This window comes from Castellaniella sp. (assembly GCF_049673105.1).
GTDB lineage: Bacteria > Pseudomonadota > Gammaproteobacteria > Burkholderiales > Burkholderiaceae_B > Castellaniella.
Map to the genome: position 1 here is coordinate 1 of NZ_JBATXG010000005.1, position 13,615 is coordinate 13,615.

Here is a 13,615-nt window from a genome sequence, read left to right on the forward strand (position 1 = left end):
CGGTGGACGTGTTTGAGGAGCGCAGCGACGAGTTCGTCCACCGCCCTGGCGGACGAGGCAGATCCGGGAAGTCCGGCCACAGGCCGGACCGCTGGTTGGGGCGCATGTAGCCTGCTGGCTTCCCGGACAGCGTGCTGCCGGAAAATCACCGGACAGCGTGCTGCCCGAAGATCAGTTTTAGCCTAGGCCCACATCATGGCCCGCAGTCGGCTCCGCTGCCGCTTTGAGTTTGCGCAGCAGGATCGGCGCCAGCAGCACCAGCACCGCCAGAACCAGGAAGGTCAGTGACAGGGGGCTCGTGATGAACACGGACGGATCCCCGTTATTGATGGCTAAAGAGCGCCGCAACTGCGTTTCCGCCATCGGGCCCAGAATCAGGCCGATCAGCAGCGGGGCGATCGGAAAATCGTAGACCCGCATCACATAGCCTGTGACCCCGATCACGAACATGATGAGCAGATCCATCCAGGAAGTCGACAGCCCCCAGACGCCGACCATGGTAAAGACCAGGATGCCGGCGTACAGATAGGGGCGGGGGATCAGCAGCAGACGCACCCAGATGCCCACCAGCGGCAGGTTCAGCACCAGCAGCATGACATTGCCGATATACAGCGACGCGATGATCGCCCAGACCAGATCGTGACTGTTGGTGAAGAGGAACGGCCCCGGCTGCAGCCCGTAGCTTTGGAAGGCTGCCAGCAGCACGGCAGCCGTGGCGGAAGTCGGCAGGCCCAGGGTCAGCAGCGGCACCAGAATGCCGGCTGCCGCCGCATTATTGGCGGCTTCGGGGCCGGCCACGCCTTCGATGGCGCCGTGGCCGAATTCATCGGGCTTTTTGCACAATTTGCGTTCCGTCATGTAGGACAGAAACGTCGGGACTTCCGTGCCGCCGGTCGGCAAGGCGCCGATGGGAAAACCGAACAGCGTACCGCGCAGCCAGGGCTTCCAGGATCGCTGCCAGTCTTCCTTGGTCATCCAGGCCTTGCCCGACAAGGGATTGATCTGCGGCGGCATGCTGCGGTAGCGGCTGGCGACGTACATGACTTCGCCTACCGCGAACAGCGACACCAGCACGACGGTCAACTCGATGCCGTCCAGCAGCTCGAACGAGCCGAAGGTCAGGCGCGCCTGACCTGTCTGCGCGTCGATGCCGACCACACCTAGCGCCAGACCAAGCAGCAGGGCGATCAGGCCGCGTACGCGAGAGCTGCCGAGCACCACCGAGACCGACATCAGGGACAGTACCATCAGCGCGAAATAGTCGGCGGCAGTGAAGACAAAGGCCAGTTCAGCCACCAGAGGCGCGAAAAAGGTAATGCCCAGCGTCGCCAGCGTGCCGGCGACGAAGGAACCGATGGCGGCGGTGGCCAGCGCCGCCGCGCCACGCCCGGCCTTGGCCATTTTGTTGCCCTCGAGCGCAGTCATCATGGAACCGCTTTCGCCGGGGGTATTGAGCAGAATCGAGGTGGTGGAACCACCGTACATGGCGCCGTACAGCACCCCGGCAAACATGATGAAGGCAGCCGTGGGGGCGATTTGCACGGTGACCGGCAGCAGCAGGGCGATCGTCAGGGCAGGGCCGATCCCGGGCAGCACGCCCATGGCGGTCCCCAGGATCGAACCCAGAAAGGCCCAGAACAGATTGATGGGTTCCAGCGCGACGCTGAAGCCCGACATCAATGCGGAAAATGAATCCATGAATCACTCGCCCAGAAAGGGAAATACAGGGCCGAGGCTGACGCCTAGCGAAGAAAATCCGTACCAGCAGAGCAGGCCCAGCACCAGACCGATACACGCGTCCATCAGGATGCGGCGTGAGCCGAAGGCGCGTGTGACCAGGGCGAAGCTGATCATGGCCGTCAGGGGGAAGCCCAGCGGCTGCATGGTGAGCAGGGGGACGGCGGCGCCGCTGGCGGCCCAGAGCAGCGCGGGCCAGGACACTTTGGCGTTGGCCTCGGCGTCTTCGGAATCCTGGGGTTCGAAGGACTCGCCGCGCGCAATCTGGATGAGCAAGATGACCCCCAGCAGCACCAGCAAGCCCCCGATCACGATGACGAAGAAACCGGGGCCAATCGCGGCGTAGCCGCCCAGCTGCGGCAGACTGCGCCCCTGGAAAAACCACAACAGGCCGATGGCGACGATGACCAGCCCCAGCCACCAGGGACGCGAAGTCTTGGGTGCCATGATGCTTATTTGATCAGGCCGACGGATTCAAGCACCTTTTTCTGGCGGACTTTTTCCTGGTCCAGGAACGCGGAGAAGTCATTGCCAGCCAGGTAGGCATCGGTCCAGTTGTGGTCGGCCAGGGCTTTTTTCCATGCATCCGTGGCGTGCATCTTGGCGAAACGGTCCAGCCACATCTGCTTGCCCTTGTCGGACATGCCCGGTGCGCCCACGATGCCGCGCCAGTTGCCGATGACCACGTCCACGCCTTGTTCTTTCAGGGTGGGGACGTCGAGATTGGGCAGGCGTTTTTCAGAGGTGACGGCGATCAGGCGCAGGCGGCCTTGTTCGGCGTAGGGGCCGAGCTCGGACAGGCCGGAGATGGCGACTTTGAGCTGGCCGCCAGCCAGCGCCGTGATCATTTCGGCGCCGCCGTCATAGGCCACGTAATTGAGTTTTTTCGGGTCCAGGGGGATGGTCTGGGCCAGCAACGCTGCGGTGACGTGGTCGACCCCGCCGATGGAGCCGCCGCCGATCGGCATGGCGCCCGGATTGGCAGCCAGCGCCTTGGTGACGTCCTGGATGGTCTTGAGGGGCGAGTCCACCGGCACGGCGATGGCGCCTGCGTCATCGGTCAGGCGCACCAGCGGCGTGACGTCGTCCAGCGTGACCGGGGATTTGTTGAGGATGATGGCGCCGACGATGATCGAGCCCAGGGACATGATGCCGTTGTCGTTGCCTTTGGTCGTGCGCACGAATTCGGCCAGACCGATGGTGCCGCCCGCGCCGCCCTTGTTGGTGACCTGCGAACCATCGGTGAAGATGCCGGTTTCCTGCATGACCTGCAGCGGTACGCGCGCAGCGGCGTCGTAGCCCCCGCCTGCGCCGCCTGGCGCCATGACGATCGCAGGGGCGGCCATGGCCATGGATAGCGGCAATGCCGTGGTCGCGATGGCTGTGCAGAATTTTCGTATGAATGTCATCCGTGTCTCCTGGAATGGGGCGCGATTATTGAGGGGCCAGACGTTGGACTCTTGCGGCGCGATCCTGTTCTAGGATACAGCGGGCCATATGTCAAAACATATCGGGGAAATTCCTCGTTATATAAGGTCTGGCCTGGGTTGGCTGCATCCGTGCGGCTTAGCCGGCACGGCCCAGCAGTGCGTCCAGCTTCACCGCATCCGCCGTGAAGATCCGGATGCCTTCCGCCAGTTTTTCCGTCGCCATCGCGTCCTGGTTCAGCTGTGTGCGGAACGTGACTTCGTTGCTGGCCAGCCATTCCGGCGCCTGGGCTTTGGCGTGCGCCACTGTCAGCGCGGCGGGCAGCGGATCCTGGGATGCCGCCAGTTCCCCCAAAAGCGCCGGACTGATTGTCAGCAGGTCGCACCCCGCCAGCGCCCGGATCTGCCCGATGTTGCGGAAACTGGCCCCCATGACCTGCGTGGGGATGTCGTACGCCTTGAAATACTGATAGATCCGGGCAACCGATTGCACACCGGGATCATGCGCCCCTGCGTTTTCCGCCTCGTTCCAATCGGCCCCGGCAGCCTGCTTGTACCAGTCGTAGATGCGGCCCACGAAGGGCGAAATCAGCGTCACCTGCGCCTGGGCGCAGGCGATCGCCTGCGTCAGCGAAAACAGCAGCGTCAGATTGCAGCGGATGCCTTCGGTTTCCAGCACACGCGCCGCCTGGATGCCTTCCCAGGTCGAGGCCAGTTTGATCAGGATGCGTTCGCGGGCGATGCCGGCGGATTCATACAGCGCAATGATCTGCCGGGCGCGTTCGATGCTGGCCTGAGTGTCGAAAGACAGGCGGGCATCGACTTCGGTCGAGACCCGGCCGGGCACGATAGCCAGGATTTCCCGGCCGAAAGCCACCAGCAGCCGGTCCACCTGTTCCGTCAGCGGCGCCGAAGGGTGGTCGCGCAGCACCCGATCCAGCAGCGGGCGGTAAGCATCCTGCTGCACGGCCTTCAGGATCAGCGACGGGTTGGTGGTGGCGTCTGTGGGCTGGTAGGCCCGCATGGTTTCGAAATCCCCTGTGTCGGCCACGACGGTCGTCAGCGCGCGCAGGGCGTCGAGTTGATGGCTCATGAAGGCGGTACTCTCTGGTAGAAACAGTGAAAGACTCTTACTGTAGACCATTTCCGCCGAGCTGCGCCTCGAGCGGGTCAAGGAGAAACCCGTACGAGACTGTATAATAGGAAGGTTTATATATAGACTTTACAACTGGGGTTATCACTTTGCTGCCGTCACTCTTTCCCGAGGGGTCCACAGGACTCGTTCCAGCAATTCTCGCCTTGGCTGACGGTACCGTGTTTCGAGGCGTGTCCATAGGCGCCGATGGGTCCACTGTCGCTGAAATCGTCTTTAATACGGCCATGACCGGCTATCAGGAAATCCTGACCGATCCCAGCTACAGCGGCCAAATCGTTACCCTGACCTATCCGCATATCGGCAACACCGGCGTCAACGCCGAGGACGTCGAATCCAGCCGGGTGCACGCTGCCGGTCTGGTGGTGCGCGACTGCCCGGCTCGTGTCTCGAATTTCCGGGCGACGCAGTCTTTGCCCGACTACCTGAAAGCCCAAGGCATCGTCGCCATTTCGGGCATCGATACGCGCAAGCTGACGCGTATTCTGCGCGAACGCGGCGCCCAAGGCGCCTGCATCCTGGTAGGCGACGACGTCGAACGCGCCGTGGAAATGGCGCGCGGTTTCGGCGGCATGGAAGGCCAGGATCTGGCCCTGAAGGTCACGACGCCGCAGGCCGGCGCCTGGGTGCAGGGCACGTGGCAGCTGGGGCGTGGCTTCAGCCGCCAGGAAAAGACCGATTATCACGTGATCGCCTACGACTACGGCATCAAGACCAATATCCTGCGTCTGCTGGCAGACCGGCATTGCCGCATTACCCTGGTGCCCGCCACCACGCCGGCTGCCGACATCCTGGCGCAAAATCCGGATGGGGTGTTCCTGTCCAATGGGCCGGGCGACCCCGCCGCTTGCCAATATGCCGTCGATACCTGCAAGGCGGTGCTGGAACGCGGCATTCCCCTGTTCGGCATCTGTCTGGGCCAGCAGGTGCTGGGCCTGACCCTGGGCGGGCGCACGGTGAAAATGAAGACCGGCCATCATGGCGCCAATCACCCCGTGCAGGATCTGGACACCAAGCGCGTGTTCATTACCAGCCAGAACCACGGTTTCACGGTGGATGGCGACAGCCTGCCGGCCAATGCCCGCGTGACGCACGTGTCGCTGTTTGACGGCACGCTGCAGGGGTTCGAACTCACCGACAAGCCGGTGTTCTGCTTCCAGGGTCACCCCGAAGCCAGTCCCGGCCCGCACGACATTCTGGTGCTGTTCGATAAATTCATCGACCTGATGGCGCAGCACAAAGCCCAGTCGACCAAATAACCGATACCGTTCTCTCATGCCCAAGCGTTCAGACATCAAAAGCATTCTCATCATCGGGGCAGGTCCGATCATCATCGGTCAGGCCTGCGAATTCGACTACTCCGGCGCCCAGGCCTGCAAGGCCCTGAAGGCCGATGGTTTCCGTACCATTCTGGTCAACAGCAATCCGGCCACCATCATGACGGATCCGGAAACGGCGGACGTCACCTATATCGAACCCATCACCTGGCAGGCCCTGGAAAAGATCATCGAGATCGAAAAACCCGATGCCGTTCTGCCGACCATGGGCGGCCAGACCGCGTTGAACTGCGCGCTGGATCTGGATCGCAACGGTGTGCTGGCCAAGCATGGGGTCGAGCTGATCGGCGCCAATGCAGCCGCCATCGAAAAGGCCGAAGACCGCCTGAAATTCAAGGACGCCATGACCTCCATCGGTCTGGAATCCGCGAAATCCGGCGTCGCCCACAGCATGGACGAAGCCTGGGCCGTGCAGAAACGCATCGCCGCGGAACTCGGCACCTCGGGCTTTCCTGCCGTGATCCGGCCCAGCTTCACGCTGGGCGGCACGGGCGGGGGCATCGCCTACAACGCAGAAGAATTCGAAACCATTTGCCGTCGAGGCCTGGAAGCATCGCCCACGCGTGAATTGCTGATCGAGGAATCCCTGCTGGGCTGGAAGGAATTCGAAATGGAAGTCGTGCGCGACAGCGCCGACAATTGCATCATCGTGTGCGCCATCGAAAACCTGGACCCGATGGGTGTGCATACCGGTGATTCCATCACGGTCGCTCCGGCGCAGACGCTGACCGACAAGGAATACCAGATCATGCGCAACGCATCCATTGCGGTGCTGCGCGAGATCGGTGTGGATACGGGCGGCTCGAATGTGCAGTTCGCCGTCAATCCGGCCAATGGCCGCATGATCGTCATCGAGATGAATCCGCGCGTGTCGCGTTCTTCCGCCCTGGCGTCCAAGGCCACCGGCTTCCCGATTGCCAAGGTCGCGGCCCGTCTGGCCGTGGGCTACACGCTGGACGAACTGCGCAATGAAATCACCGGTGGCGCGACCCCGGCGTCTTTCGAGCCGACCCTGGACTACGTCGTCGTCAAGGTGCCGCGCTTCGCGTTTGAAAAATTCCCGCAAGCCGATTCCCGCCTGACCACGCAGATGAAAGCTGTGGGTGAAGTCATGGCCATCGGTCGCACCTTCCAGGAAGCCTTCCAGAAAGCCCTGCGCGGCCTGGAAGTCGGCGTAGACGGCCTGAACCAGAAAACCACCGACCGCGAGCGCCTGCAGATCGAACTCGGCGAACCCGGCCCGGAACGCATCTGGTACGTGGGCGATGCGTTTGCCCAGGGCTTCAGCCTGGAAGAAGTCCATCAGTTGACGAAGATCGACCCCTGGTTCCTGGATCAGATCAAGGAAATCGTCGACATCGAACTGGCGCTGGAACAGCGCACCCTGTCCGATCTGGATGACGAGACCATGCGCCGCCTGAAGCGCTACGGTTTTTCCGACCGTCGCCTGGCTTTCTTGCTGGACACGACCGAATCGGAAGTGCGCAAACTGCGTCATCAGATGAACGTGCGCCCAGTGTACAAACGCGTGGACACCTGCGCGGCGGAATTCGCCACGACCACGGCCTATATGTATTCGACCTACGAGGAAGAGGACGAGGCCGCGCCCACCGACCGCAAGAAAATCATCGTGCTGGGCGGCGGGCCCAACCGCATCGGTCAGGGGATCGAATTCGACTATTGCTGCGTGCACGCCGCGCTGGCCCTGCGCGAAGACGGCTTCGAGACCATCATGGTCAACTGCAATCCCGAAACCGTCTCCACCGACTACGACACGTCCGATCGTCTGTATTTCGAGCCTTTGACGCTGGAAGACGTGCTGGAAATCGTCCACAAGGAAAACCCGGCGGGCGTCATCGTCCAGTACGGCGGCCAGACGCCCCTGAAGCTGGCCCGCGCCCTGGAAGCCAACGGCGTGCCCATCATCGGCACCAGTCCGGATTCCATCGACGTCGCCGAAGACCGAGAACGCTTCCAGAAACTCCTGACCAAACTGGGCCTGCGCCAGCCGGCCAACCGCACGGCCCGCACCGAAAGCGAAGCCCTGGCCCTGGCCGGGGAAATCGGTTATCCCCTGGTGGTGCGCCCCAGCTATGTGCTGGGCGGTCGCGCCATGGAAATCGTGCACGAACCGCAAGACCTGGAACGCTATATGCGTGAAGCGGTCAAGGTCAGCAATGATTCGCCGGTGCTGCTGGATCACTTCCTGAACAACGCCACCGAAGTCGACGTGGACTGCCTGGCCGACGGCGAACAAGTCGTCGTGGGCGGCGTCATGGAACACATCGAACAGGCCGGTGTGCACTCGGGCGATTCGGCTTGCAGCCTGCCGCCGTATTCGCTGTCCGCAGAGATCGTGGACGAGATCAAGCGTCAGACCGCGCTCATGGCTCGCGCCCTGAACGTCAAGGGTCTGATGAACGTGCAGTTCGCCATCCAGGATGGCGACGTCTACGTGCTGGAAGTCAATCCGCGCGCCTCGCGCACCGTGCCCTATGTGTCCAAGGCCACGGGTCGCCAACTGGCCAAGATCGCCGCCCGCATCATGGCGGGCCGGTCTTTGGCGGCGCAGGGCGTGTCGTCCATTCCGTCGCCGGTGCACTACTGCGTCAAGGAAGCCGTCTTTCCCTTCGTGAAGTTCCCTGGGGTGGATACCATCCTGGGGCCGGAAATGAAGTCCACCGGGGAAGTCATGGGCGTGGGCGAAACGTTTGGCGAGGCCTTCGTCAAATCCCAGATCGCGGCGGGGGCCTGGTTGCCGGAATCGGGCAAGGTCTTCATCAGCGTGCGCGCTCAGGACAAGCCCCGCGCCGTCGAGGTCGCTCGCGGCCTGGCGGCCATGGGCTTCCAGCTGATCGCCACGCGCGGCACGGCGGCGGTCATCGAGGCGGCCGGCCTGGCGGTCGAGATCGTCAACAAAGTCACCGAGGGCCGTCCCAACATCGTGGACATGCTGAAAAACGGCGAGATCGCCATGGTCATCAACACCGTGGAAGAACGGCGCAACGCCATCGCCGATTCGCGCATCATCCGCACCCAGTCGCTGTCCAACCGTGTGACGTTCTTCACGACGATCGCGGGCGCCCGCGCCGCCGTTGAAGGTCTGCAGTACCTGCGTCATGGCGGCGGTCTGAAGGTCTACAGCCTGCAGGCCATGAACGCCGCGACGGTCGGCTGATGCATCGTGGCGGGCGACACCATCACGTCCGCAGGCCCCGAGTCCCCCGCTGTGCCGGGGGGTTCTGAACAACCCGTCCCGGCGCCATCACCAGGGCGGGTTTTCATGACCGGCGCCAGCAGCGGTATTGGCGCGGCGCTGGCGCATCAGTATGCGGCGCGGGGCGCCGTCGTGGGGCTGGTAGGCCGGCGCCAGGACGCGCTGCAGGCGGTCGCGGATGCTTTGCCGGGACAGGGGCACCAGATGTATGTCCTGGATATCCGGGATCGCGCGGCCCTGCAGGCTGCCGCTCAGGACTTCCTGGCGGGCGGCCCGGTGGACCGGGTGATTGCCTGCGCCGGCATCAGCGTCGGCACCCTGACCGATGCGCCCGAAGATTTCGCCGTTTTCCAGGCGATTTTCGACACCAACGTGCTGGCGATGGTGGCGACGTTCGAACCCTTCATTGCGGCGATGCGGGCGCGACGCAGCGGCGTGCTGGTCGGCATCGGCAGCGTGGCGGGGGTGCGAGGCCTGCCAGGCGCGGGCGCCTACAGCGCATCCAAGGCTGCTGTGCGGGCTTATTGCGAAAGCCTGCGGGTGGAACTCCACGGTTCAGGGGTGCAGGTCGTCACCCTGGCGCCTGGTTTCATCGCCACCCCCATGACGGCGCACAATCCCTACCGCATGCCGTTTCTGATGCCGGTGGACCGTTTCGCAGATCAGGCGGTGCGCGCCATCGAGGCGGGTGATCGGTATCGTGTCATTCCCTGGCCCATGGCTTGGGTGGGGCGCCTGCTGCGTCTGGTGCCCGATGCCCTGTATGACGCCGTGGCGGCGCGGCGCAAGCGCAAGCCCCGCATCGGCGAACATCCCTAGGGGGCCTGCCCGCCGGCGCGTCCGCGTCGCCTTCCAGACCGCTGCCGGCGCTCATGTGGGCGGGCCAATCCCATCTTGCGATGTGTGCAGATAGCACCGTACACTTGCGACGAAATTTCAACCTTCCATCTTCCTCTTCCGGACGGCCTTGGGCCGCACATCCATGACCACTTCCTATTTCCCCCGTTGGCGTCGCGTCTCAGGCACCGCTGACGGCGCCGTGGTGCAGCCCGACGAGACCATGCCCCTGCCGCAGACCGTGGCGATGGGCGCCCAGCACGTTGTCGCCATGTTCGGCTCGACCATTCTGGCGCCGCTCATCATGGGCTTTGACCCGAACATGGCCATCCTGATGTCCGGCGTGGGAACTCTGGTGTTCTTCCTGTTTGTCGGCGGTCGCGTGCCCAGCTATCTGGGGTCCAGTTTCGCCTTCATCGGTGGTGTGATCGCCGTCACCGGCTATGCCGGCAGCGGGCCGAATCCGAATATCGGTGTCGCGCTGGGCGCCATCGTGATCTGTGGCCTGATCTATGCCGGCATCGGCTTGTTGACGATGTTCATCAATGCCCGGCAAGGCGGCGCCGCCGACTGGATCGATCGCTGGATGCCGCCCGTGGTGACGGGCGCCGTGGTGGCGGTCATCGGTCTGAATCTGGCGCCGATCGCCGCCAAAGGCGCGATGGGCGGATCGCTGTTCGATTCCCTGATGGCGCTGTTGACGATTCTGTGTGTGGGCGGTGTGGCCGTCTACACGCGCGGCCTGGTGCAGCGTCTGCTGATCCTGGTGGGCCTGTTCCTGGCCTGCGTCCTGTATGCGGTGTTGAGCAATGGCCTGGGCTTTGGCACGCCCATCGATTTTTCCGCCATCGCGGCAGCGTCCTGGCTGGGTATGCCCAAGATGACGGCGCCCGTGTTCGAAGGCCATGCCATCAGCGTCATCGCGCCGGTCGCCATCATTTTGGTTGCGGAAAATCTGGGGCACATCAAGGCCGTCAGCGCCATGACGGGGCAGAACCTGGACCGCTACCTGGGCCGGGCCTTTCTGGGCGACGGCGTGGCCACCATGATCTCCGGCTCCATGGGCGGCACGGGCGTGACGACCTACGCCGAGAACATCGGCGTCATGACCGTCACCAAGATCTATTCCACCCTGGTGTTCGTGGTGGCGGCCCTGGTGGCGCTGCTGCTGGGCTTCTCGCCTAAATTCGGGGCGGTCATCCAGGCCATCCCGGCCCCGGTGCTGGGCGGCATGGCGGTGGTGGTGTTCGGCCTGATCACGATTGCCGGGGCGCGCATCTGGGTGGTCAACCAGGTGGACTTCAGCGACAACCGCAATCTGATCGTGGCGGCGGTCACCCTGATCCTGGGGGCCGGCAATTTCTCGATCGAACTGGGCGGCTTCAAGCTGGACGGCATCGGGACGGCAACCTTTGGCGCGATCATTCTTTATGCTCTGTTGCGAGGACGCAAGTCGGCGGCTTCTGTTGTGTAAAGCTCAGATTCTGGTGTGGGGTTATCAGCTGGCTGCTTCTGCTGTGCAAACCTGGCTTTGAACCGACGCCGTCCTTCGATGGTGCAGGGGTTGCGGCGGGACAGTCGGCCAGCGCCGAATGCTGACGAAGGGAGGGCGGGGGCAGTCGTCGGACGTGTCTGAGGCCGAAGGCCGAGTTCGTCCGACGCCCGCCCGTACGAGGCAGATTCGGGCAGTCCGGCCACAGGCCGGACCGCTGGCTGGGCCCGCCGCAACCCCTGCACCATCGAAGGACTCAGCAGGAACCGGAACGCGGCATCCGGGACGACCACCAGGGCTTGCATTTTCCCGTCAGATTGCCCACAATAGCCACAACACCCCGGTTTCGGCCGGGGTTTTTTACGAGCATGCGGATTTCGTATCTGGGTCAGCGCAGGGATGGATCCCGCCGCCAGTGGCTGTGAACAGCCCACCGTCCAGGCTGCTCGTATTCAGCATCCCGGGTCGAAAGCATATTTCGCACACCTCCGGATACGGCGACGGGTTTCACCCCCGTCTTTACTTTTTCGTGTTGTCAGGCGCCCCCGCGCATGGGGCGTCTTTTTACTTTGAGTCAGAAAACTATGGCTGCGATCCCTTTGACTGCTCGCGGGGCAGAACGTTTACGAGCCGAATTGCACCGTCTGAAGACGGTGGAACGCCCTGAAGTCATCAACGCCATCGCCGAAGCGCGGGCGCAGGGTGATTTGTCTGAAAACGCCGAATACGATGCGGCTCGCGAACGGCAAGGCTTCATCGAAGGCCGCATCCAGGAACTGGAAGGCTCTTTGTCCAATGCGCAGATCATCAATCCTGCGGATTTGGATGTCGAGGGCCAGGCCGTGTTTGGCGCCACGGTTGAAATCGAGGATCTGGAATCGGGCGAACGCCTGACTTACCAGATCGTGGGCGACCTGGAAGCCGACATTCGCGCCAATATGATTTCCGTCTCCAGCCCGGTTGCGCGCGCCCTGATCGGCAAGAGCGAGGGCGACGTGGTTGAAGTCCGCGCCCCCGCCGGCGTGCGTGAATTTGAAGTCTGTTCCGTCAGCTATCAGTAATCGCCTGCGGCCCGGCGCATCAGCGCGGGCTGCGGCTGCGCCGCGCACCGGCGCGCAGTGTCAGGGCGCTGCCGCTGCTGCGACGCGGAATCCCATGTGCTGCCGGGGCTCGGCTGGCGTCCGATGAACGGCTGCGGCGGGCGCTTGGGCGTCCGGCGTCTTCGACCTGGCCGCGACGGCGGGCATCGGCTGCCTTCACGTCGGGTTCGCCCGCTTTGCGCGATGTCTTGGGGGCGGCGGCTTTGCCGGCCCCAGGGTGCGCCGCCTGTTTTTTGGGCACATAAGGGTCGGATTTTTTGCGCACGGCGCGGGTGGCGTTTTCAGCCGCTACCGCTGCTTGTTGCGCAAGCACGTCGGGCCGGTAGATAATCAACGTCTTGCCCAGATGATGCACTGCAGCGCATGACAGGGCGTCACAGATGGCTTCCAGCATGGCGTCGCGATCCGGGCGCTCTGCGCCGGACACGCGGACCTTGATCAGTTCGTGGGCCGTCAGGCTGCGGTCGATTTCACCCAATACGGCATCCGTCAGGCCCTTGTCGCCAATCAGGACGACGGGATGCAGGGGGTGGGCAGCGGCCCGCAAATCGCGTCGCTGCTGGGGGTTTAGTTCAAGTTTCGGCATACTGGAATTGTACGGGAATGGCCAAGAAAAAATTCTCTAAAGCCTGGGTACAGCGTCATATTAACGACCCGTACGTGAAAATGGCGCAACAAAAGGGTTACCGGGCTCGCGCCGCCTTCAAATTGGCGGAAATCCTGGACACGGAAAAGCTATTGCGCCGGGGCGATGTCGTCGTCGATCTGGGCGCGACGCCGGGCAGCTGGTCGCAACTGGTGCGGGAACGCCTGCTGGCGTCCGGCGGGGGCATCGATGGGCGCATTCTGGCCCTGGATCTGCTGCCGATGGAACCCATCGCCGGCGTGGAGTTCATCCTGGGTGATTTTCGCGATGACCAGGTTCTGCATCAATTGCAGGATCGTCTGCAGGGGCAGGCGGTAGACCTTGTGATTTCCGATATGGCTCCCAACCTATCGGGTGTGGCCTTGGCGGATTCCGCCCGAATCGCGCACGTGTGCGAATTGGCGCTGGAATTTTCCTGTAATCATCTGAAACCGGATGGCGCTCTGGTCGTCAAGGCCTTCCACGGCAGCGGCTTTTCCCAGATCGTGCAGCTTTTTAAGCAGCATTTTGTACGAGTGGTGGAACGCAAACCCAAGGCATCGAGGGATGCCTCGTCGGAAACCTTTCTGGTTGCCCGAGGTCTGAAATCACCGCGCTGAGCGGCTGCCGGGGCTGGACACCCGACTGCTGGGGCAGAGGGGTGGATTCAGGTAGAATGAGACATTGACG

11 protein-coding genes are annotated in these 13,615 nt (G+C 63.3%); 6 read left to right on the forward strand and 5 right to left on the reverse strand.

The features are described from left to right. Window positions 1-177 precede the first annotated feature (177 nt). The 4 genes from WBF69_RS00980 to tal form a co-directional block, all read right to left on the reverse strand. Window positions 178-1,698 (reverse strand): tripartite tricarboxylate transporter permease, encoded by a 1,521-nt coding sequence (locus WBF69_RS00980; protein ID WP_424260312.1) that lies wholly within the window; start codon window positions 1,696-1,698, stop codon window positions 178-180. 3 nt (window positions 1,699-1,701) lie between these two features. Further along, window positions 1,702-2,184, reverse strand: a complete 483-nt coding sequence (locus WBF69_RS00985) for a tripartite tricarboxylate transporter TctB family protein (RefSeq protein ID WP_424260314.1) — start codon at window positions 2,182-2,184, stop codon at window positions 1,702-1,704. Between the two features lie 5 nt (window positions 2,185-2,189). Beyond that, window positions 2,190-3,146, reverse strand: coding sequence for a tripartite tricarboxylate transporter substrate binding protein (locus WBF69_RS00990; RefSeq protein ID WP_424260316.1), 957 nt, complete (start codon window positions 3,144-3,146; stop codon window positions 2,190-2,192). Window positions 3,147-3,303: 157 nt separating this feature from the next. Beyond that, window positions 3,304-4,257: a transaldolase gene (gene tal / locus WBF69_RS00995; protein WP_424260318.1), complete on the reverse strand. Its 954-nt coding sequence runs from the start codon at window positions 4,255-4,257 to the stop codon at window positions 3,304-3,306. 149 nt (window positions 4,258-4,406) lie between these two features. Here tal and carA point away from each other — a divergent pair, with 149 nt between their 5' ends. From carA to greA, 5 genes are all read left to right on the forward strand, one after another. Further along, window positions 4,407-5,576 carry a glutamine-hydrolyzing carbamoyl-phosphate synthase small subunit gene (gene carA / locus WBF69_RS01000; protein WP_424260320.1) on the forward strand — a complete coding sequence of 390 codons (1,170 nt, stop codon included), beginning with the start codon at window positions 4,407-4,409 and terminating at the stop codon, window positions 5,574-5,576. Between the two features lie 16 nt (window positions 5,577-5,592). After that, on the forward strand, window positions 5,593-8,832 hold the full coding sequence (gene carB, locus WBF69_RS01005) for a carbamoyl-phosphate synthase large subunit (protein WP_424260322.1): 3,240 nt from the start codon (window positions 5,593-5,595) through the stop codon (window positions 8,830-8,832). 51 nt (window positions 8,833-8,883) lie between these two features. After that, a complete protein-coding gene (locus WBF69_RS01010; protein ID WP_424260436.1) occupies window positions 8,884-9,690 on the forward strand; it encodes an SDR family oxidoreductase in 807 nt (268 codons plus the stop codon). 163 nt (window positions 9,691-9,853) lie between these two features. Continuing rightward, window positions 9,854-11,182 carry a solute carrier family 23 protein gene (locus WBF69_RS01015; RefSeq protein ID WP_424260324.1) on the forward strand — a complete coding sequence of 443 codons (1,329 nt, stop codon included), beginning with the start codon at window positions 9,854-9,856 and terminating at the stop codon, window positions 11,180-11,182. Between the two features lie 602 nt (window positions 11,183-11,784). After that, the gene (gene greA / locus WBF69_RS01020; protein ID WP_424260326.1) at window positions 11,785-12,261 is read left to right on the forward strand and encodes a transcription elongation factor GreA; all 477 of its coding nucleotides are present in this window, start codon (window positions 11,785-11,787) and stop codon (window positions 12,259-12,261) included. A gap of 19 nt (window positions 12,262-12,280) precedes the next feature. Here greA and WBF69_RS01025 read toward each other — a convergent pair whose 3' ends face one another. Further along, the gene (locus WBF69_RS01025) at window positions 12,281-12,886 is read right to left on the reverse strand and encodes a YhbY family RNA-binding protein (protein WP_424260328.1); all 606 of its coding nucleotides are present in this window, start codon (window positions 12,884-12,886) and stop codon (window positions 12,281-12,283) included. 17 nt (window positions 12,887-12,903) lie between these two features. Between WBF69_RS01025 and WBF69_RS01030 the strand changes: the two genes are divergently transcribed. Next, on the forward strand, window positions 12,904-13,545 hold the full coding sequence (locus tag WBF69_RS01030) for an RlmE family RNA methyltransferase (protein WP_424260330.1): 642 nt from the start codon (window positions 12,904-12,906) through the stop codon (window positions 13,543-13,545). The last annotated feature ends 70 nt before the right edge of the window (window positions 13,546-13,615 follow it).